The 21,363-nt window shown below is 71.1% G+C and carries 11 protein-coding genes; 1 reads left to right on the forward strand and 10 read right to left on the reverse strand.

The genetic code is table 11. The features are described 5' to 3' along the window. Nucleotides 1-18: 18 nt before the first annotated feature. The 3 genes from ACIQGQ_RS05545 to ACIQGQ_RS05555 all read right to left on the reverse strand — a co-directional run bounded on the left by ACIQGQ_RS05545 (nt 19) and on the right by ACIQGQ_RS05555 (nt 7,216). A complete protein-coding gene (locus tag ACIQGQ_RS05545) occupies nt 19-3,591 on the reverse strand; it encodes a LamG domain-containing protein (RefSeq protein WP_402390997.1) in 3,573 nt (1,190 codons plus the stop codon). Nucleotides 3,592-3,704: 113 nt separating this feature from the next. After that, the gene (locus ACIQGQ_RS05550; protein ID WP_402391000.1) at nt 3,705-5,270 is read right to left on the reverse strand and encodes an FG-GAP repeat protein; all 1,566 of its coding nucleotides are present in this window, start codon (nt 5,268-5,270) and stop codon (nt 3,705-3,707) included. 368 nt (nt 5,271-5,638) lie between these two features. Then, complete coding sequence (locus ACIQGQ_RS05555) at nt 5,639-7,216, reverse strand: VCBS repeat-containing protein (protein WP_402391003.1); 1,578 nt, start codon at nt 7,214-7,216, stop codon at nt 5,639-5,641. A 528-nt stretch (nt 7,217-7,744) separates the two neighbouring features. On the opposite strand from ACIQGQ_RS05555, the gene wecB reads away from it, so the two are divergent. Further along, nucleotides 7,745-8,842 carry a non-hydrolyzing UDP-N-acetylglucosamine 2-epimerase gene (wecB, locus tag ACIQGQ_RS05560; protein WP_402391006.1) on the forward strand — a complete coding sequence of 366 codons (1,098 nt, stop codon included), beginning with the start codon at nt 7,745-7,747 and terminating at the stop codon, nt 8,840-8,842. Nucleotides 8,843-8,903: 61 nt separating this feature from the next. Here wecB and ACIQGQ_RS05565 read toward each other — a convergent pair whose 3' ends face one another. The 7 genes from ACIQGQ_RS05565 to ACIQGQ_RS05595 all read right to left on the reverse strand — a co-directional run bounded on the left by ACIQGQ_RS05565 (nt 8,904) and on the right by ACIQGQ_RS05595 (nt 21,353). After that, nucleotides 8,904-10,457, reverse strand: coding sequence for a glycosyltransferase family 4 protein (locus ACIQGQ_RS05565; protein WP_402391009.1), 1,554 nt, complete (start codon nt 10,455-10,457; stop codon nt 8,904-8,906). Nucleotides 10,458-10,485: 28 nt separating this feature from the next. Beyond that, on the reverse strand, nt 10,486-11,769 hold the full coding sequence (locus ACIQGQ_RS05570) for a nucleotide sugar dehydrogenase (protein ID WP_402391012.1): 1,284 nt from the start codon (nt 11,767-11,769) through the stop codon (nt 10,486-10,488). 2 nt (nt 11,770-11,771) lie between these two features. Then, entirely contained in the window at nt 11,772-13,358 is a 1,587-nt protein-coding gene (locus tag ACIQGQ_RS05575; protein ID WP_402391976.1) for a glycosyltransferase family 2 protein, read from the reverse strand. A gap of 53 nt (nt 13,359-13,411) precedes the next feature. Next, the gene (locus ACIQGQ_RS05580) at nt 13,412-14,989 is read right to left on the reverse strand and encodes a glycosyltransferase family 4 protein (RefSeq protein ID WP_402391014.1); all 1,578 of its coding nucleotides are present in this window, start codon (nt 14,987-14,989) and stop codon (nt 13,412-13,414) included. Continuing rightward, nucleotides 14,979-15,998, reverse strand: a complete 1,020-nt coding sequence (locus tag ACIQGQ_RS05585) for a Gfo/Idh/MocA family protein (protein WP_402391017.1) — start codon at nt 15,996-15,998, stop codon at nt 14,979-14,981. The genes ACIQGQ_RS05580 and ACIQGQ_RS05585 overlap by 11 nt, the downstream gene beginning before the upstream one ends. After that, entirely contained in the window at nt 15,995-17,113 is a 1,119-nt protein-coding gene (locus ACIQGQ_RS05590) for a DegT/DnrJ/EryC1/StrS family aminotransferase (RefSeq protein ID WP_402391019.1), read from the reverse strand. Before ACIQGQ_RS05590 ends, ACIQGQ_RS05585 begins: the two co-directional genes overlap by 4 nt. 379 nt (nt 17,114-17,492) lie before the next feature. Then, the gene (locus tag ACIQGQ_RS05595; protein WP_402391022.1) at nt 17,493-21,353 is read right to left on the reverse strand and encodes an Rne/Rng family ribonuclease; all 3,861 of its coding nucleotides are present in this window, start codon (nt 21,351-21,353) and stop codon (nt 17,493-17,495) included. Nucleotides 21,354-21,363 lie beyond the last annotated feature (10 nt).

Below are 21,363 nucleotides of genomic sequence, written 5' to 3' on the forward strand. Positions count from 1 at the left end.
CCCTGCCGCTGTGGTCGGTCAGGAAACGGTCTCCTCGATGCTCGTGTCATCCGCGAGACCTCTGACCAGGTTCACCAGACTCGCGTCCAGGGCCCCCTGGAAGAGGCGAAGCTCGTCGGCCGCACCCGAGAGGAAGACACCGGAGGTGCCGCCCTTGAGCGTGCGGCCGACCTGGAGCGCGGTGGTGGTGAAGTCCCAGGTGTGCTCCCAGGGGAGCCGGGCGCTCTCGACGCCGTTGACGTAGAGCACCACGTCGCCGAAGACCGCCGAGTAGACGAGGGCCAGATGGTCCCCCGTGATGCCGGTGCTGGGCAGGAAGCCCGTCGCGTTCACGGTGGTGGTCGTGGCCGTGGCCGAGTCCCCGTCCGTGACCGAAAGGGTCCAGCGGCTGTCCGCGGCCGAGTAGCCCACGGTCACCGCGCTGCCCTGGGCGCCGGAGAGCGCCATGACCGTCTGGTCCTTGGTGGGCGACACCGAGGAGAGCCGGGCCCGCCCGGTCAGGGTGAAGCTGTCCCGCTTGGTGAGCAGCCCGGCCGCCCGGGTGGCGTAGGCGTCGGTGCCGTTCAGCACCAGGTGCCCGTCACCCCACATCGGGTCCTCGGGTGCCGTCTCGACACACTCCGGATCGGCCTCCGGGTCGCAGCCCGGCGCCGGCACGTAGATGGACGCGCCGCCGCCGAGCGTGAGCCCGGTGCCGCCGCCCGCCTCCGGCGCCACGCCGTCGGGCGCGGAGTCCACGTCCCAGTAGGCGATCTGCTGGGCCACGATGCCGCCCAGGTCGGCGCTCTCCGGTCCGGTCACGACGCGGTCATAGACCTGGACGTCGGCGATGCCGCCCTTCAGGTGGGCCGTGTACCCCTCCAGCGAGATCCTGCGGCCGATCTGCAGGCTCCCGGCCGCGTCCCACGGGACCTGCCGCTTCGCGGTGGCCGTGACCGCCGTGCCGTTCACGTACATCCGCATCACACCGGTGACGCGGTCGTAGGAGCCGATGAGGTGCGTCCAGGCCCCGGGCACCACCTTGCCGCCGGTGACCTTCCAGTCGCCCATGGACTCAAGGTCGTTGAACGGGGAACGGAACACCCAGCTACGGCTGTCGGCGTCGTATCCCAGGTCGAAGCCGGGCAGGCCCGTGCCGTCCTGGCTGACCACGGTCTGGTCCTGCTTGGGTTCCTCGGGGAGGTTGACCCAGGCGCTGACCGAGAAGCCCGCGCCCGTGTCGACGATGTGCCGGCCCGCGTCCAGATAGGCGTTCTCGGTACCGTCCAGGTCCGCGTACGTGTCCGCCGCGCCGAGCGGTCCGGGCTTGGCCCCGAAGGCCACGCCCGTGCCGGGTGCGGCGGCGGGCGAGGTGCCCGTACCGGCCGCGGAACCCGACCCCTTGACGTCGCCGAGGGTCCAGCCGCCGATCGGGGCCCGCCCGCCGGAGACGAGGAACGCGTACCCCATGGTCGTCCTCTGGGCGTTGCCGGCCGCGTCGACGGCCTTGGCCTCCACGGACCAGTCGCCCTCGGACGTCGGCATGAACTTCACGGTCGCGGGGCCGCCGGGCTTCGCGGCGTCCACCGTGGACCAGCCCTCGTTGCCCTTGAACCGGTACTGGTAGCGGACCACGTCGGCGGCGGGCGAGTCGAAGGTGAAGTTTCCGTAGTCGCCGACGCCCGCGTGCCAGTCGCCGTCGTCGGGGTACTCGACGGAGCTGATCACCGGCGCGGCGGGCGCGGTGGCATCGTAGATGAACTCACAGCGGGTGGCACTGCCCGCGCTGCTCCACGGGCCCCAGGAGGTCCCGTCCGTGCCCTGGACCTCCCAGCCGATCGTGACGTTGGACGGGATGGTGAAACCGGGGTCCGAATCAGTGCTGAGGTCCGAGCCGACGGTGTACTTGAACGACGCCGAGCCGGTCTGTCCGGTGCCGGTCGTCGTACGGGCCCCGGTGGCGGCGTAGTGGTCGACCTGCTTGCCGTCCTTCGTCCAGAAGACGTGGAACCGGGCCTTCAGGCTCTCGGCCTTGCCGGGGGTGTCGTTGTGGTCGTAGTCCTTGACGATCGCGTTGAGGACCGGGGCCTCGGACACGTAGTGCTCGTTCGCCTTCCCGTACTGGCACGAACCTCCGGGCGACATGCTGAGGTCGCTCATGGCGGGTGCCAGCGGCGGCCGGTTGTACACCACTTCGAGCTGGGCGTTCCCGCAGAACCGCTTCCAGTACGAGTAGTCGTCCTCGTTGTCCGCGCGCAGCCGGAAGGTCGTGGTGTCCCAACCGCTGTCGGCAGCCTTCTGGACGGTGCTCTTCACGTCGAACCGCACGTTCTGGTTGGTCGACGTGCACGACCCCGCCGGGTTGGTGGGGGACTTGGAAGCGAGCGTCTCCTTCAGCGTGGGCTGCTTGCTCCAGCTGGTGGAGGAGCTGATCGCGCTCGCGCCGGTGGAGTTGACCCGGCCCAGCTGCACGGCCTTCGCGGAGGTGCTGTACGTGTGGACCATCGTCACGGCGAACTCGGCGCTGACGATGTCCTTGCCCTCGAAGGAGGCCGTAGGAATGGCGAAGAACTGCCGCTTCCTGTCATTGGAGCTGGCACACCGGTACGACACGTCGGCGGGGCACCTGCCGACGCCTTCGTCGTCCTTGAACTTCCAGAACGAGGCCGACGAGTAGTACGAGGACACCATCGTCCAGCCGGTACGGCTCGCGGTCTTGACCACCGGGTCGATGTAGACCGGATACACCGTGTCGTCACCCAGGAGCAGGGACCTGTCCGGCGTCAGTGTCAGCGCGTCGGCATCGACCCGGACGTCGACGTCGGCGACGCGGGCACCGTCCGGAGGCGTCACGGCGACCGGCGTTTCGGTCGCCTGCCTCAGTGCCCGAGCGGAATCCGCCCCGGCCTTCCCCTCTCCTCGCGCGCTGTCCCACATCAGCGGTGCGGGCGCCTCGAAGACGGTGCCACCCGAAGCGTCGGTCGCGGTGAGAGCGCCGTCGGCCGACTCCTTGAGATCGACCGCGGTGGACTCCACCGGCATTTGCAGTTCGGCCAGTTCCGGGTTGGCGGCGGCCTCGGCGTCCTTCACGACGATCAGGTGCGAGAAGCCCTCGGCGTTCGCGGTCACCTTCAGGTCGACCCCCGACAGGACGTCCCGGTACGTGGCGGTCGAGCCGTCGATCACCGGCTCGGGCAACTTGCCGATCCAGTCCAGGGAGAGAGCGCGGCCGTCCTTCTCGATCGTGGCGAACGTCGTGGCACCGCCCCCGGAGAAGGACATCGCCGTCACGGCCGCCTTCGGCCCGTACGAGCCGTCCGCCCGCCGGACGAGGGTGGTGTCGATGTCCACCCACTTCCCGTTCTTGCGGGTCCGTACGGGCTGGACGGCCGTGGTGGTGGTGAAGGTACCGTCCGGGTTGGCCACCGTGGTGCTGCGCTCGTCACGCAGGCCCAGCACCTCGACCGGGGCGTCGGTCTTCGCGGCGGCCTCCTGCGCCTCCTCGGTTCCGCCCGCGGCACTCCGGCCGACCGGTGCCGCGACCGCCTGGGAGAGCTCGCCGGGCAGGGCCTGGACCCCCAGCCCCGCGGCCAGCACGGCCGTGGTGATCACCGCGGCGAGGGATCTTCGGCTACGCCGATGCCCGTCTCTGAAAGGTCCGTTCACGGTCACGTTCTGCTTTCTCCGGCTTTCACTGGTGTCCGACTCCTGATGTCCCATGCCGCTCATCCGACTGCCGCGAAGGACGTGCCGATGTCCGAGAGCCCGCCACTTCCGGGCTGGAAGGTCTTGGTCCCCCCACTCGTAGTGCCGTCGACATCGGTCCACGGCATCGTGTACAGGACTCCCTTGGAGGTGGCGGGGTCCTTGCTGTAGGGGACTCCGACGTAGAGGGTCACGGAACCGGAACGCAGCGAGATGCCGGTAAAGTCGCGGGGATTCGGCTTGCCGGGCAGGATGTCCGAGCCTCGCTTGATGATCTTGTCGGCGGCTCCGATGTCGCTGTCGAGCGGCTTGAACAGCTGGATCACCCCGGCGTCCTTCACCCCGTCGACGTCCCGGCCCGGTATGCCCACGATCAGCCTGACGGTATCGGTGCTGGTGACGACGCCGGTGTTCGTGTTGGCGATGGTCACGCGCTGTCCGAAGAAGTCCCCCGCTCCGGGGTCGCCCTCGACATTCGCGGTCCCCGCGTCGAACGCCTTGAGTTCGGTGACCCGGCCGGAGGGTTCGATCCGCACCACGGCGACACCGCCCGCGTCAGGGACACTTCCGATGCCTTCACCCGGCGTGCCGATTGCCAGGAGCGCATCGGAGTTGTAGGTCTGATTGGCCGGTCGGTAGTTGGTCATGGACAGCGCGGCGCCGAACCGGTCGCCCGTCTCGGCGATACCGGTGAGTGCCTCGCCCTCGCCCGCCTGGTCCATGCCAGCGATCGCGGCCGGTATCCCGTCAGTGACCGTGTGGTTGAAGACGGCCACGGTTCCTGCGGCGACCGCGTCGGCGCCGATGGTCTCGCCCGGCGCCCCGACGGCGAAATACCGGTTGGTACCGGCGAGCGCGGCACCGAACTGGTCACCGGCCTCCACCACGCCGGGTACGTTCGGGCTGTCCTGGCTGACGCTGGTCCGCTTGCCGCCCTGCTGGTAGACGATGATGCCGGCGTTCTCCTGGTTCACACCGTTCACGACCACGCCCTCGCCGGGAACACCGACGACGAGGTACGGCTGCCCGTTGTCCGCCGCGCCCGCCTGGAGTGCGTAACCGAAGAGGTCCCCCGCTTCGTTGTTGGCCCCTGGAGTGAAAGCCGCCTGTGTGAAGCCCTCCATGACGGATCCGGCGCCGATCCCGGTGGGCGAGCCGTAGATGATGTGGATGAATCCGGCATCCTTGACATCCGCACCGGATCCGCCAGTGTCCTCGTAGGGGGTTCCGACGACCAGGTCGGCACAGCCGTCGCCGTTGAAGTCCGCCCAGGCGACCGCCGTTCCGAACTGGTCATCACGTTCTGCCGCAGTTCCCATCCCCGGCGTCGCCTGCGAGATCTCACTGACGCCCTTGCCGCCGCCGTACAGCACGCGAACCAGGCCGGCCCGGGGAATTCCGTCCACGGTCGCCTGCGGATCCGTGACCACGTTGTCGACGATGCCGTCGCCGTTGAAGTCCGTGGTCACCCCCGCACAGGTCGCCGCTGCTGCGGCGGGTACGGCCCCTGCGGGTGCCACACCCACGGTCGCGACGAGCAGCCCGACCACGGCCGCGATTCCGGACGCGGCAGATTTCCTATACACATCCCACCCCTTGAGGAGAATTCGTGCACCACTGACTCTGTCTTCGTGAAATTCAGGCAGTACACGACAGAGCGCATGCAATAACCCACTCATGATCTTGTCAAGAACATGTCCGTTACATGCTGTTAAGTGCCGGTGGGACCGCCGCGCTCGCGCGAGACCCGTGGAACGGACAGCTCCGCTTCACCGGCACCGGATGGCGAAGAGCCCCCGCGTGCCGGTACGCACGGGAGCCCCCGGCCACGGATCGCCCGGGTGCGAAGCGGCGGCCGGACGGGCTCTCCACGGCACCGGACGCGATGCCGCCGGGGCCCGGAAGCGGCGGCCGACGTGGCAACCGGGGCTCGCCCCCGCGGCGTTCGCCTCGGTCAGCGCACCGTGGCGCCGAAGGTGACATCACCGGCGGGGATTCCGCCGTCGCCGGGCCTGAAGGTCTCGCTCGGGGCGCCGCCGTTGGCGGCGTCCCAGGGAAATCCGTGCACCGCGTGCCCCTCCGCGGGGCCGTAGGGCATGCCCACGTACAGCAGGGCCTGGCTGCCGCCCAGGCTCATCCCGGCGAGCTGCCTCGGCGCGGACGGCCCGGGAATTCCGTGACCCGGCTCGATCCAGCTGTCGCCGGCTCCCGGCTCCCCGAGCATCGAGAACAGCGCCACGCCGCCCGCGTCCGCCCGGTCCGCAGCCGACTCCTCGCCCGGGACGCCCACGGCCAGCCTCATCGCGGCCGGGGTGCTGACCACGTTCGTGGCGGTGTTGACGGCGGCGAGCCTCTGGCCGAAGAAGTCGCGGGGCTCCGCCTCCCCCTCGACATCGGGCGCGTCCTGGTCGATCCACTGGGTCGTCACGACCGTTCCGTCCGCCTTGATCTGGTAGACCTGCACCGCTCCGGCGTCGACGACACCTCCCAGGTCCTCGCCCGGGACGCCCACCGCGAGCATCGAGTTGGTGACGGTCGGCTCCCCGCTCGGGCGGTACGGCGCCATCGCCACCGAAGTCCCGTACCGGTCGCCTTCCTCGGCCGCGAGATCCGATGCCGCGGTACGGGACTGCCCCATACCGAACAACGGGTCCGGGATGCCGTTCGTGTTGATCGACGGGCGGAATGCCAGCACGGCGCCCGCGGACGCGGCGTCCCCCAGACTCTCCCCCGGGGCGCCGACCACGAAGTGCCTGTCGGTGGCCGCGATCGAGGCGCCGAAGCGGTCGTAGGGTTCCGCGTCCTCCCAGACTCCCGTCGTGTCCTGGCTCACGGATGTCGCCTTGTAGTCCGTTCCGTACACGTAGTGGATGATCCCCATGTCCACTCCGCCGGCGCCGTCCTCACCGGGCACCCCGATGACCAGGAATGGGTACCCCGTCTGCGATCTGCCCGCCGCGACCGCGTAGCCGAGCAGGTCGCCGGTCTCCGGCCCACCGCCCAGCGGCTGGTCGGCGCCCTGGACGAAGCCCTTGCTGGGCTTCTCCTGACCGACCGTCACCGTGGAGCCGTAGACGACCTGGACGTAGCCGGCGTCCTTGACCGTGCCGACATCCTCGTAGGGGATGCCGACCGCCAGGTCGCTGCACCCGTCCTGGTCCGCGTCGTACACCGCCATCGAGAAGCCGAACTGATCCCCCTCCTCCGCGGCGTCGGCGACGTTGGGGGTGTCCTGGGAAATCTCCACCACACCTTTACCGCCGCCCAGCACGATCCTGATCAGACCGGCCCGCTTCTTGCCGGAGACCGTGGCCTGTGGGTCGGCGATGGCGACGTCACGCACCCCGTCCCCGTTGAAGTCCGGGCTCGTGGTGCCGGCGCAGGCCGTGGCAGCGGCAGCTCGCGGCTCGAAGGGCGGGAGCTGGGCGAACGAGAGTCCGACCACGGCCAAGAGTGCCCCGGCCGCGCCACGCGCCAGCCCTCGCCGCACCCGGTCACGGGGTTCGACCTTTCCGCCGAAACCTTTCTGCATGAGCCTTTTCCTGTTCCGTTCGATGCGCGGCGGGCCGCGCACGGGTGCCGCCCGGAAACCCGGCACGATGCCGAACGCCCATCGACCGGGGAGCCCGGAACTCCCCCCAAGCAGCCCCGCCCCGCCGCCGAACCCCACCCGTAGCAGATCCAACAAGCTGAATCGAATCTTTCTCTCACAAAGTCATCACAAGCAAGGGATCATGTCGGACATCCATCGATGCGACCTGTCACAGATCCATCACAAGCCGCTGAGGAGCGGGGGTCCGCTCCGTCCCGGCCGCGGTCGTCCCCGCCAAGGTCGCGGGCGCCCGGCCGGTACCTCTCCCGCCATGGCCTGCTGGCAGGTTCGTCCGCCGCGGCCATTGCCTACCATGGCGTGAAACATTCACTCGAGCGTTTGTCCGGCCGCCCGGCTCCACGCCCGGGGCCCGGACGCGCGTGCCGCCCGTACGCACGGGCCGCAGCCCGCTCACCGGTTCACGCACGACCCGCCCGCCATCGCATGGCCCTGAAGAAGAGTGCTCAAATGAAAGTCATCAGCATCGTCGGCGCCCGCCCGCAGCTGGTCAAACTCGCCCCCGTGGCGGCGGCGTTCGCCGGTACGGAACACCAGCACGTGATCGTCCACACCGGTCAGCACTACGATGCGGACCTCTCGGACGTCTTCTTCTCCGGCCTCGGCATTCCCGACCCGGATGTCCATCTGGGAGTCGGCTCCGGGAGCCACGGCGTCCAGACCGGTGCCGTCCTCTCCGCTCTCGACCCGGTGCTCGAGGCCGAGCAGCCCGACTGGGTCCTGGTCTACGGCGACACGAATTCGACGATCGCCGGCGCGCTCTCCGCGGTGAAGCAGCACCTTCCCGTCGCTCACCTGGAGGCGGGGCTGCGGTCCTTCAACCGGCGGATGCCCGAGGAACACAACCGGGTACTCACCGACCACTGCGCCGATCTGCTGCTGGCCCCCACCGAGGAGGCCATGCGCCACCTCGTCAACGAGGGCCTCGGGGACCGGTCCCGGCTGGCCGGCGACGTGATGGTCGACATCTGTCTGCAGATCCGGGACGCGGTCCTCGCGGGCGAGCACCCGGCTCCGGCACTGCCCGAGGGAATCGACCCCGAGCAGCCCTTCCTGCTCGCCACCCTGCACCGCCCGGACAACACCGACGATCCCGCCAGGCTGTCCGCGATCGTCGAGTCGCTGGCCCGGCTGCCGCTGCCGGTGGCCCTGCTGGCCCACCCCCGCCTGATCGCGCGCGCCAAGGAGCACGGCATCGACCTGGCCCGGGGCTCGGTGCACGTGAGCCGTCCCCTCCCCTACGCGGGGCTGGTGAGCGCCGTACTGGCGTCCTCCGGAGTGGTGACCGACTCCGGCGGGCTGCAGAAGGAGGCGTTCCTGCTGGACCGCGTCTGCACCACCATCAGGCCCGAGACGGAGTGGGTCGAGACCCTCGAGGGCGGCTGGAACCACCTCGTTCCCGACCCACACGAGATGGATCCCGCCCAGTGGGCGGCGCTGGCCACCCGCCCCGCTCCCGAGACCCCGCACGGGGCTCCCTACGGCGACGGCACGGCCGCCCGGCGCGTGGTGGAGCTGATGGAGCAGGCGGCACTGCGTCAGAAGTGACGGACGGCGAAGGGCTCCTCCGCGCGGTGCGCGGAGGAGCCCTTCGCCATGGGAGCGGCCGTCAGGCGAGATCCTTCAGAAGCCGCTCGTAGAGCACGACGTACTTCTCCGCCTGGGCCTCCCAGCTCCACTCGTCGAGCATGCCGGGACGGTCGTAGACCGCGGCGTAGCGGTCCCGGTCGTTCAGGACCGCCCCCACAGCCCTGGCCAGGTCCTTGCTGTCCTCCGAGCGGAAGACCTCGCCGTTGCCGACCCGGGTGACCTCGTCCGACATGGCCTTGACGTCACTGACCACCACGGGCAGCCGGGCCTGCATGAACTCGAAGAACTTCGTGCTGAGGGCGACCTCGTGGTTGACCGGCCCCTTGCGCAGCGGATGGATGCCCACGTCCGCGGTCGACAGAAACCGCACCAGGGCGTCGTACGGCACGTACGGCATCAGGTGGATGCGGTCGAAGACCCCCAGCTCCCTGGCGAGCGTGCGCAGGGAGTTCACGTAGTCGCCGTCAAGGTTGTTGATCATGAAAGCGGCATGGAGGTCCGTGGAGTACTGCAGCGATTCCACGATGGTGTGCAGACAACGCTGCGGGGCCGCGCCGCCGCAGTACACCGCCAGCGGGGTGTCCGGCCCCAGGCCGCACGCCTCGCGGACGTCGTGCGCCCCCTCCGGCGTGGTCCAGCCCGTCCCGTCGTCCTCGCCGGGCACCAGCTTCGGCGGGGCGTTGAGCGTGACGGCCGGCCGTTCGGCCAGGCCGTGCGCGGACTCCAGCATCTCCGCCAGCGCGGGGGACACGGTCACGACCGCGTCGACGTAGCCGATGTGCTCGCGCTCGTAGGCGACCTGCGAGGCCAGCCACTTCTTCGACCGGTTGGCCGTCGCGAGGCCGGGTACGAACTCGTGTGCGTCGTAGATTACGCGCACATTTCGACCCGCGCGTCGAGCACGCACGGCGGCGCGGGCCGCCACCCCGATCATGCGGAAGTCGTGCGCGTGGATCAGGTCGGGCCGGAGCTCCTCGATCTTGTCCCGGTAGCTCAGTTCGTAACGGAGCGGCAGCGGGTCGAGGCGACGCCAGGCCCGGTCCCCCATGGTGGTGCTCCAGAAGCGGCGCTCCACCTCCTCCCAGGTGCCGTCCCGGTCGCCCCAGTTCCTGGCCCGCTCGTTCGTCTGCCGGGTCCGGGCCTTGATCGTCTCGCGCCTGAGCCTGCCCACCGTGCGCTGCGCGAGCAGCGGCAGCTGCTGGGTCCGCGGCTCCTTGGCGATGCCGGTGCGGACGTCCGAGCCCGCACCGTTCATCTCCAGCTCGGCCCAGATCAGCTTGATGCTGCGCGACTTGAGGAGCGCCTTGTCCTGGTTCTGGTAGGACAGCGGATACCGGAGCTTGGTCATCCGCCTCCGGAGGGTCTTCCGGGCGGGCAGTCGCCTCAGCGGCAGGCGGTGGATCTGCGCCTCACCGATCAGGTAGGTGTCCGGGCCCGACGAAGGCGCCCGGCCGATGAGGTGGACCTCCCACCCTGCGTCCGCCATGGCCCGGGCGCTCTTCTGAACGCGTGAGTCACCGTCGATGGTGTTGTCGACGAGCATCACGACTCGTCCGGGGCGGCTTTCTCGCATGTTGTCCATATCTCTCTGCAAGTCGGGGTCAGCCGCCGATGACGACGCGGCGGACGCCCTCCCAGCGGGCCGGGTCCGTCGTGCGGCGCCCGTCGACCAGGACGCGGACGTCAGGGAGATCGGCGGCGGCCAGCTCGCGGTACTCGGCGTGGTCGGCCTGGAGGATCGCCGCGGTGACGGTCTGGCCCTCGTGCGGGACGAGACCGTGCGCGACCAGTTCCTCGGACGTGTACATCGGGTCGGAGACGAACGGGACCGCGCCCCGGGCCCTGAGCGCCTCGACGGTCGGGAAGACGCCGGAGAACGCCGTCTCCTTCACGCCGCCGCGGTAGGCCGCGCCCAGCACCAGCACGCCCACCCCGTCCAGGTCGCCGTAGGCGGCGGCGAGCAGGTCGACCGCGTACTCCGGCATGGCGGCGTTGGCCTCGCGCGCCGAGCGGACCACGGTGGCCGTCGGGTCGTTCCAGAGGTACATCCGCGGGTAGATCGGGATGCAGTGGCCGCCGACGGCGATGCCCGGCTGGTGGATGTGGCTGTAGGGCTGCGAGTTGCAGGCTTCTATGACCTTGAGGACGTCGATGTTCTGCTGGTCGGCGAAACGGGCGAACTGGTTGGCCAGGCCGATGTTGACGTCCCGGTAGGTGGTCTCGGCGAGCTTGGCCAGCTCGGACGCCTCGGCGGTGCCCAGGTCCCAGACGCCGTTGGCGCGCGGCAGGTCGTCGCGGTCGTCGAAGTCGAGGACCGACTCGTAGAACGACACACCGTGCTCGGCCGAGGCCGTGTCGATGCCGCCGACCAGCTTCGGGTAACGGCGCAGGTCCGCGAAGACCCGGCCGGTGAGCACCCGCTCCGGGGAGAACACCAGGTGGAAGTCCTCGCCGGCCTTCAGCGCGGAGCCCTCCTCGAGCATCGGCGCCCAGCGGGTACGGGTGGTGCCGACCGGCAGCGTGGTCTCGTAGCTGACCAGGGTGCCGGGCTTGAGGCCCGCGGCGATCGCCTTGGTCGCGGAGTCCATCCAGCCGAAGTCCGGGGTGCCCTCGGCGTCCACGAAGAGCGGGACGACGACCACGACGGCCTCGGACTGCGCGACCGCGGCCGCGGTGTCCGTGGTGGCGGTGAGCAGCCCGGCCCCGACGGTCTCCTTGAGCTTGACGTCCAGGTCGTGCTCGCCGGGGAACGGCTCGACGCCGGCGTTGACCAGCTCGACGACCTTCTCGTTGACGTCGGCGCCGATCACCCGGTGGCCCTTGGCGGCGAACTGCACGGCGAGCGGCAGGCCGATCTTGCCGAGGGCGACTACGCAGATGTTCATGGTTACTTCCTCTTGGAGCGCTTGGCGCCGATCAGCCGGGACCGCAGCCGCGAGCCCAGCGAGGTCTTGGGTGAGTGGAGCGGGCCGGTGCTGATCACCATGCGCCCCTTGGAGTTGAGCTGCGCCGCGGCACGGTACGGGTCCACCTCACCGTGCCATCTGCGGGCCAGCGGCATGGGCCGCCCGTCGCCGCGCACCGGGATCTCGTACGTTCTCCCGGCCACATCGGCGTAGACGCGTATCCCGCGCTTGGCCTTGCGTGCCGCGAGCGGTATCCGGGCACGCAGCAGGGTGGCGTTGCCGTCGGCCGTCACCTCACGGGTGAACTCCCCCTGCGCCGGGGGCAGTTCGTGGCCTTCGGGCAGGCACCGGGCGCGCGCCTTGTCGGCGCTGTTGGGCATGGCGCCCTCCGCTAGACGGACCACCGCGGAGCCGGTGTCGCCGAGGACCCCGATCCGTACGGTCAGCTCCAGCGCCAGCTCCTCGCCAGTCTGCACCCACTCCGACCCGACCAGCGCGGTCTTGTTGGCGAGCCGGCCGGGGACGATCTCCCCGACCAGTTCGAAGCAGCGGTCCGGCAGCTCCAGGCCGGCGTCACGGAAGCCGGGGTAGCGGGCGAAGGCCCGGCCGTCCTCCAGATGGAAGGGCGGCGCGCCGTGCTCGGCCTCCTCGGTGACGGCGCGGCAGAGTTCGTCGACGGCGCCGCGCTGTGCGAGCCGCAGGCGTGCTCGGAGCTTCACGGGCAACGAGTCGCTCAGCGCGTCGGTCAGGTAGGCGTCGGCGAGCCGGCCGATCCCGGCGCAGATGCTCTTCTTCGTCCCGCCGTCGAGCTCGGCGAAGTCGGCCTGGATGAGCTTGGAGAGTTCCCAGGTGAAGTGACGCTTGAGGACGGCGTCCCGCTTCGGCCCGGCCTCGACCAGTTCCGCCGTACGGTCCATGATCTCGGCGGTGCAGCGCAGCCGCGCCAGGTGGTCGGCGCGGTAGGTGATGTTGCTGGCGTCCCCGCGCTTCACCGCGTAGTAGCAGGTGTAGTCCGCGACCACCGATATCTTGCGCGCGCGTACGCAGGCCTCGATGGTGAACGGCTGGTCGCTGCCGACCGGCAGGTCCTCTGGGAAGCGCAGCTTGTGCCGCTCCACCAGGTCGCGGCGGAAGAGCTTGGTGTTCGCCAGGGCGAACGGCAGCTCGGGCCCGTACAGGCTGATGTCGGGGTCGTTGGCCTTGTAGAGCGACTGGCGCACGTACCGGCCGTTGGTGCCGACCATCTTGCCGATGACGACGTCGGAGCCGTTGGTGTCCGCGCAGGCCACCATCCGCTCCAGCGCCTCCTCGCCGAGGTGGTCGTCGGAGCCGATGAAGTAGACGTACCGGCCGGTGGCCAGCTCCAGCGCCCGGTTGCTCGGCATCGCCGGACCGCCGGAGTTGGCCTGGTGGACGACCTTGACCGTGTCCGGGTATCGCGCGGCGAACCGGTCGAGTTCGGCGCCGCTCTCGTCCGTCGAGCCGTCGTCGACCGCGACGACCTCCAGTCGGTCCAGCCCGATGGACTGCCCCACGAGCGAGTTCAGGCACTCGGTGAGGTACGGCATGGTGTTGTACACGGCCACGACGACCGTGACATCGGGGGCAGGGGGTCTACCGGTCACACGGTCACCTCGGCGGCTCTCTCGACGGATACGCGACGACTACCGGGCAGCAGCTTCGTGTACACCTCGTCGAGAGCTGCCGCCTGGGCTTCCCAGGTCCACTGGTCGAGCAGTCCGGGCCGGTCGTAGACCTCCCGGTACTTCTTCGGGTCGGCGAGGACGGCCTTCACCGCGCGGACGTAGTCCGCCACGTCCTCGGCCTTGAACACCTCGCCCTGGCCGGTCTCCGTGACCACCGCGCTCATCGTCTTCACATCGCTGACCACGAACGGCAGCCGGGCGTGTGCGTACTCGAAGAACTTGGTGATCAGGGCGATCTCGTGGTTCGGCCAGTGGTGGATCGGGATGGCCCCGAGGTCCGCCGCCGCCAGGAAGCGCGCGACCTGGTAGTGCGGCACGTACGGGAGCATGTGCACTCGGTCGGCGACCCCGAGTTCCTTCGCGCGGTCCGCCAGCCCCGTCATGTACGGCGAGTTGGACCGCGCCACGATGAACGCGACGTGCAGGTCCGGCAGTTGGGGCAGCGACTCGACCATGATGTCCAGGCCGCGCTGCGGTGCCGCCGTACCGCTGTAGACGGAGAGCGGCACGCCGGGTCCGATGCCGCACAGCTCGCGCAGGTCGGGCACCGGCTCCGCGGCCTGCTCCGGGGAGATCTCCGCGCCGGGGGCGTTGAGGACGACCGCGGGCTTCTCGGCCAGCCCGTGCCGCTCGACGAGCATCTCCGCGAGGGTCGGCGAGACGGTGGTCACCGCGTCGGCGTACTTGGAGTAGGCCAGCTCGTGGAGGCACTGCGCGACGTGCCAACGGGGGTGCGGGTCCCAGGGCTTGATGCCGGGCAGGAACTCGTGGGCGTCCCAGACCAGCTTGACGTCGCGCTTCGCGGCGCGTGCACGCATCACGGCCCGCGCCCCGACGCCCAGCATGCGGAAGTCGTTGGCGTGGATCAGGTCGGGCTTCAGCTCGTCGATCACCTTGCCGTAGGCGAGGTCGAGGTCGAGCAGGAAGGGGTCGAGCCTGCGCCAGGCCCGGTCCCCCATCGTGCGCTGCCAGAACGCCGTGGTGAAACGGTCCAGCGGGGCGTCCATCCGCTTGCGCCGCTGCTCCAGGGCCTGGGTACGCCGCACTCGCGCGTCGACCCAGCGGGTGGCCGCCTTCGCACCGGCCCGCTTCGGGAGGAGGAGCGCCTTCGTCAGCGCCGCCCCGTTCTCGTTCGCCTCGATGCGGCGGATCTGGAGGTCGGCCCGCCATGCCTTCATCTTCTGCTTGCGGTAGGCGGCGAGCGGTCCGGGCCGGTAGGCCAGCGGGGAGCGCAGCGGGGCCCACCGGTACTCGTGCCGGCGGCGCTGCATCGGTGTGGGCACCTTGAGCAGCCGGACCCGGGCGTCGCCGAGCGTCCAGTGCTGCTCGGACTTGCCGGGCGACTTGCCGAGCAGGACGACGTCCCAGCCCGCCTCCGCCGCAGAGCGGGCTTCCTTCTGGACCCGGGAGTCGCCGTTCACCCCGTTGTCGACGAGCATGACGACCCGGCCCCGGCTGCCGGGGCGCGGCGTCGTGGTGTTCTCAGGTTCCATGTGTGGCCAGCTCTCCCGCCGAGGCCGTGATGGTGCGTCCGCTCCGCGCCGATTCCAGTACCGCCGCGGCCACCTCGACCGTGCGGAGGCCGTCACGCAGGGTGCAGATGTCCTGGGCGACGCCGAGTACCGCGTCCCGGAAGAGCTCGTGCTCGACCAGGAGCGGCTCGCGCTTGAGTATGGCGTAACGGATCATGTCGCCCTCGGAGACGCCCCGGAAGGCCTGGAGCGCCTCCCACTCGGTGGCGACCGCGGCGTTCGAGTGGAACGTGAGGTCGGCGGTGAGGGTGTCCGCGATGAACGTGCCACGCTCGCCGGTAACGGAAGTGAAACGTTCCTTCAGCGGGCTCAGCCAGTTGACCAGATGGTTGACCATGGTCCCGTCGGAGAGCCGGCCCACGGCGGAGACCATGTCCTCGTGCGGCCGTCCGGACTTCGAGACGGTATGCGCCGCGATCGAGTCGTACGTCTGCCCCGTCACCCAGCCCGTCAGGTCGATGTCGTGGGTGGCCAGGTCCTTGACCACGCCGACGTCGGCTATCCGGTGCGGGAAGGGGCCCTGGCGCCGGGTGACGACCTGGAACACCTCGCCCAGCTCGCCGGCCTCCAGCCGGGCCCGCATCGACCGGAGCGCCGGGTTGCAGCGCTCGATGTGGCCGACGCCCGCGACCAGGCCGCGCGACTCGAAGGCCTCGACCAGGCGCCGGGCGCCCCCCACGGTGTCCGCGAGCGGCTTCTCGATGAGCGCGCAGACCCCCGCCTCGGCCAGGCGGAGCCCGACCTCCTCGTGCAGGGCCGTGGGGCAGGCCACGACGGCGTAGTCGATGCCCTGGGCGATCAGCTCATCGACCGTGGACAGGACGGGGGCACCCTGCGCCCAGCCGTTCTTGTCCCCCATCGGGTCGACGACGCCGACGAGCTCCACGCCCTCCAGGCCGGCCAGCACACGGGCATGGTGGCGCCCCATCGAGCCGAGGCCCACCAGGCCCGCTCTCAGTCCTGCGGTCACTGCATTTCTCCCAGCGAGTTCACTGCGGCAACGATGCGCTCAAGGTCCTGCGGCGTCAGCGACGGGTGCACGGGCAGCGAGACGACCTCGGCAGCGGCGCGCTCGGTCTGCGGCAGGTCCCAGTTCCGCCCGGCCTTCTGGTCGGGCTCCCAGTACGGCTTCAGCCGGTGGATCGGGGTCGGGTAGTACACGGCGTTGCCGATGCCCGCCTCGGTCAGCCTGGCCATGGCGGCATCCCGGTCACCCTGCACCCGGATGGTGTACTGGTGGTAAACGTGGCGTGCACCCTCGGCGACGGGCGGAACCGTGACGTTGGGCGCGCTGATGTGCTGGTCGAGATAGGCGGCGTTGGCGCGCCGCTGCTCGGTCCAGCCGAGCACCTTCCCGAGCTGTACGCGCCCGACGGCGGCGGACACATCGGTCATCCGCATGTTGGCGCCGACGATCTCGTTGGCGTACCGCTGCTCCATGCCCTGGTTGCGCAGCAGCCTGAGGGTGCGCGCGACCTCGGCATCGGCCGCAGTGATCATGCCGCCCTCAAGGGAGTGCATGTTCTTGGTGGGGTAGAAGCTGAAGGCACCGCCGGAACCGAAGGCACCGACCGGGGTCCCGCCCAGCGCCGCGGTGTGCGCCTGGCAGGCGTCCTCCACGACGGCCAGCCCGTGCTTCCGCGCGATCGGCATCAGCGCGTCCATCGCGGCCGGGTGGCCGTACAGGTGGACGGGCATGATCGCGGCCGTACGGGGCGTGACGGCGGCCTCGACCGCGGCCGGGTCCAGCCCGAAACTGCCCGGCTCGATGTCCGCGAAGACCACGTCGGCACCCGCCAGGCGGACCGCGTTCGCGGAGGCCGCGAAGGAGAACGACGGGACGATCACCTCGTCGCCGGGGCCTATCCCGAGCGCGAGCAGCAGCAGGTGGAGCGCCGAGGTGCCCGAGTTGACCGCCACGCAGTGGCGCCCGTCCACCAGCTCCGAGAAGCCCTCTTCGAAAGCCGCGACCTCCGGCCCCTGCACGACGCGGCCGCTGCGCAGTACGCGCACGGCGGCCTCGATCTCTTCCTCGCCGATCACCGGCCGGGCCGCAGGGATCATCTCCCCGTTGTCACTCGACATGGAAACCCTCCTTGACACCGCAAGATCACGTGAAAGGCGATGCCCCCGAGGGCCTGCGAATATCGAATGAGGCTCCGCCGCCCCGGCGCATGGCCGATTCCGTACCAAAATTGTGCACAAATCGCCCTTTTGCCTCGGATGTGACGTACCCGGGCGGAAGGCTTTCTGGTTCTGCCGACGCAGGCTGACACACCAGCCAACCCTCTGAAATCGGACTGTCCGGTGGCAGCCGCGTCACATTATCAGTCTTTTCACAGCAGGTTTCGTGAAGGTAAAGCGCGACGTGACGCACGCCTCAGTGGTGATCCACAGAGAGTGGAAGCGCGGAGGGGGCGCGGGCCGATGGCCCGCGCCCCCTCCGTCGTGTTCCGGCCGCCGGTCAGCTCTCGGCGTCGGCGGGGACGGCGGCCTTCGCCGCCTTCTCCGCCGCGGCGGTCTTCTTCGTCGCCGCCTTCTTGGCCGTCGTCTTCTTCGCGACGGTCTTCTTGGCGGCCGTCTTCTTCGTGGCCGCCTTCTTGGCCGTGGCCTTCTTGGCGGTCTTGCGGGCCGCCTTCTTGGCCGGGGCCGCCGTCTCGGCCTCCGCGTCCGCCTCCGCCGCCGCCTCGGGCTCGGACGGGGCGGTCACCACGACGACCTCGGCGCCGTCTCCGCCGGCGGGCGGGCCCGCAGGGGCGGTGACCTTGCGGGTCACCCGGCGACGCGCACGCGGCGGGGCGGCCTCGGCGGGCGCCTCCTCCGGTGCGGCGGGCTGCTCGGCCGGAGCCGGCTCGGGCTCGGCGGGCTCCACGGGGGCGGCCGCCTCGGCCGGGGCCTCCTCGGCCGGGGCCGGGGAGCCGGCCGGTGCGGTCGCCTTGCGGGTCGCCCGGCGGCGGGTACGGGCCTTGGGGGCCTCGGCCGCGGGGGTCTCCTCGGCCACCGGGGCAGGGGCCTCGGCCACCGGCTCCGGGGCCACGACCGGCTCGGGCTCGACGGGCTCGGCAACCACGACGGGCTCCGGCTCGACGGCCTTCGGGGCACCGGCCGGGGCCGTCGCCTTGCGGGTCGCCCGACGGCGGCCACGGCCGCGGGACATCGCGGCCTCGGCCTCGGCCGCGCTGCTGTACAGCTCCTCGTCCGGGGCGAACTCCGGCTCGGGCAGCGCCACCGGGGCGGCCACCTCGGCGGCGACCTCCGCCTCGGTCTCGGTCTCGGCCTCGGTCTCCGTCACGGCCTCGGTCACGTGCTCGTGGTCCGCACCGCCCCGGCCGCGCTTCTTGGAGCGCTTGCCGCCGCCACCGACCGACGTCGGCTGTTCCATGTGGACGATCACACCGCGCCCGTTGCAGTGGACGCAGGTCTCGGAGAAGGACTCCAGCAGCCCCTGGCCCACCCGCTTGCGGGTCATCTGGACCAGGCCCAGCGACGTAACCTCGGCGACCTGGTGCTTCGTACGGTCCCGGCCCAGGCACTCCAGCAGGCGCCGCAGCACCAGGTCCCGGTTGGACTCCAGCACCATGTCGATGAAGTCGACGACGACGATGCCACCGAGGTCACGCAGCCGCAGCTGGCGCACGATCTCCTCGGCCGCCTCCAGGTTGTTCTTGGTGACGGTCTCCTCGAGGTTGCCGCCCTGCCCGGTGAACTTGCCGGTGTTGACGTCGACGACGACCATCGCCTCGGTCTTGTCGATCACCAGCGAGCCGCCGCTCGGCAGATAGACCTTCCGGTCCAGCGCCTTCATCAGCTGCTCGTCGATCCGGTACGTCGCGAAGATGTCGACCTCGGAGGTCCAGCGCGACAGGCGGTCCGCCAGGTCGGGCGCCACCTGGGAGACGTATCCGTGGATGGTCTCCCACGCGTCGTCGCCACTGACGATGACCTTGGAGAAGTCCTCGTTGAAGATGTCGCGGACGACCCGGACGGTCATGTCCGGCTCCCCGTAGAGCAGGGTCGGCGCGTTGGAGCCGCCGGTGCTCTTCGACTTCTTCTGGATCTCCTCCCACTGCTGCTGGAGCCGCTCGACGTCGCGGCGCAGCTCGTCCTCGCTCGCGCCCTCCGCGGCGGTACGGACGATGACGCCCGCGTCCTCGGGGACGATCTTCTTGAGGATGGTCTTCAGCCGGGCCCGCTCGGTGTCGGGCAGCTTGCGGCTGATGCCGGTCATCGAGCCCTCGGGCACGTAGACCAGGTAGCGGCCGGGCAGCGAGACCTGGCTGGTCAGGCGGGCGCCCTTGTGGCCGATCGGGTCCTTGGTGACCTGCACGAGGACGGACTGGCCGGACTTGAGCGCGGTCTCGATGCGGCGCGGGCCGTGGGCCATGCCGAGCGCCTCGAAGTTCACCTCACCGGCGTAGAGCACGGCGTTGCGGCCCTTGCCGATGTCGACGAAGGCGGCCTCCATGGACGGCAGGACGTTCTGCACCTTGCCCAGGTAGACGTTGCCGACGTAGCTGGTGGCCTGCTCCTTGTTGACGTAGTGCTCGACGAGCACGTTGTCCTCGAGGACGCCGATCTGGGTGCGGTCGCCGTTCTGGCGGACGACCATGACCCGCTCGACGGCCTCGCGGCGGGCCAGGAACTCGGCCTCGGTGATGATCGGGACGCGTCGGCGGCCCTGCTCGCGGCCCTCGCGGCGGCGCTGCTTCTTGGCCTCCATGCGCGTCGAGCCCTTGATGGACTGGACCTCGTCGAAGCCGGTGCCGGGCTCGCGCTCCTCCTTGCGGCGGGGCTCGCGGACCTTGACGACCGTGCGCTCCGGGTCGTCCGCGCCACTCTCGGCGTCGGCCGCGGCGTCCCCGCTGCGGCGACGGCGACGGCGACGGCGACGGCTGCTGCTGGAACCCGAGGCGGCCGCCTCGTGCTCGTCGTCCTCCTCGTCGGACTCCGCGGCGTGCTCCGCCTCGTCCTCGGCGTGGTCGGCTGCGGCCTCGTCGGCGGACTGCTCCGCGGCCTCCTCGCCCTCGTGGGCCTCGCCACGGCGGCGGCGACGGCCCCCGCGACGGCGGCGGCGCGAGGGGCGGTCCCCGTACTCGTCGGTCTCGTCGCCCTCGCCCTCGTGCTCGGCCTCGGGCTCGGCGGGCTCCTCCTCGGCCGGCTCCTCCACGACGGGGGCGGCGGCCTGCTCGGGCTCGGCGGCCTCACCGCGACGGCGCCGACGGCGGCGCGGACCGGACTGCGGCTCGGCCTCGACGGCGGACACCGTCTCCTCGACGGCCGCGGGCTCCTCCTCGACCACGCTCTCCGCCTCACGCGAGGCGGCAGCGGCGGCGGCGGCCGTCTCCGGGGTCTGGAACATCGGCTCGGCGAAGACGGGCGCCTGGAACACGGCCACGGCGGGACGGGTGGCGCGGCGGCTCTTGCGGGCCGGCTCCTCGGTCCGGGCCGTGAACTCCGGCCGGCCGGCGGCGGCCGTGGCCCGGCGGCGCTGACGTCCGCGCGGCGCGGCGTCCTCGGCCTCCGGCTCGGCGGCCGGGGCCTCGGCGACCGGCTCGGGCTCGACGACGGCCGGGGCCTCCGCCACGACCTCCACGGCCTCGGCGGCCTTCGGCGCACCGGCCGGGGACGTCGCCTTGCGCACCGCACGACGACGCGGACGGGCCGGAGCCGCCTCCACGACCTCGGCGACCGGCTCGGCGGTCTCCTCTTCCTCTTCCTCCTCCTCCACCGCGACGACGGCCTCGGCCACCGGCTCGGCGAACTGCGGCGCACCGGCAGGAGCCGATGCCCGGCGGCGGGTCCGGCCACGCGGCGCGGCGGGCTCGGCGGCCGGCGCCTCGGCGACCGGCTCGGGCTCGACGACGGCCGGGGCCTCCGCCACGACCTCGGCAGCCTCGGCGGCCTTCGGCGCACCGGCCGGGGACGTCGCCTTGCGCACCGCACGGCGGCGCGGACGGGCCGGAGCGGCCTCCTCCACCGGAGCGGCGGCCTCGGCCACCGGCTCGGCGGCCGCGACGGGCTCGGTGGCCTCGGCGGCCTTCGGCGCACCGGCCGGGGACGTCGCCTTGCGCACCGCACGGCGGCGCGGACGGGCGGGGGCCGCCTCCTCCGCCGGAGCGGCGGCCTCGGCGGGCTTGCTGTCGGACACTCCGGCGTCAACGGCCGGTATGGCCGGCGCGGCGGCCTCGGCGGCCCGCTCCTCCGTCACCGGCGGACCGGCCGGCCGGGACGCGGCGCGGCGCCTGCGGCGCGGCGGCAGCTTGTCGCCGGGAGCGTTGTTCTCTTCGTTGTTCCCGGTCGTGCCGGGTTCAGTGGACTGGGGCATGCGGGCGGTT

Origin of the sequence: Streptomyces sp. NPDC092952 (assembly GCF_044754785.1) — a bacterium.
Classification (GTDB): Bacteria; Actinomycetota; Actinomycetes; order Streptomycetales; family Streptomycetaceae; genus Streptomyces.

Excerpts from the sequence above, each read along its gene's own strand:
- ACIQGQ_RS05570 (WP_402391012.1), bottom strand. The coding sequence starts at position 11,769 with ATGAACATCTGCGTAGTCGCCCTCGGCAAGATCGGCCTGCCGCTCGCC.
- ACIQGQ_RS05555 (WP_402391003.1), bottom strand. The coding sequence starts at position 7,216 with ATGCAGAAAGGTTTCGGCGGAAAGGTCGAACCCCGTGACCGGGTGCGG.
- ACIQGQ_RS05565 (WP_402391009.1), bottom strand. The coding sequence starts at position 10,457 with ATGCGAGAAAGCCGCCCCGGACGAGTCGTGATGCTCGTCGACAACACC.
- ACIQGQ_RS05580 (WP_402391014.1), bottom strand. The coding sequence starts at position 14,989 with ATGGAACCTGAGAACACCACGACGCCGCGCCCCGGCAGCCGGGGCCGG.
- wecB (WP_402391006.1), top strand. The coding sequence starts at position 7,745 with ATGAAAGTCATCAGCATCGTCGGCGCCCGCCCGCAGCTGGTCAAACTC.
- ACIQGQ_RS05590 (WP_402391019.1), bottom strand. The coding sequence starts at position 17,113 with ATGTCGAGTGACAACGGGGAGATGATCCCTGCGGCCCGGCCGGTGATC.
- ACIQGQ_RS05595 (WP_402391022.1), bottom strand. The coding sequence starts at position 21,353 with ATGCCCCAGTCCACTGAACCCGGCACGACCGGGAACAACGAAGAGAAC.
- ACIQGQ_RS05575 (WP_402391976.1), bottom strand. The coding sequence starts at position 13,358 with ATGCCGTACCTCACCGAGTGCCTGAACTCGCTCGTGGGGCAGTCCATC.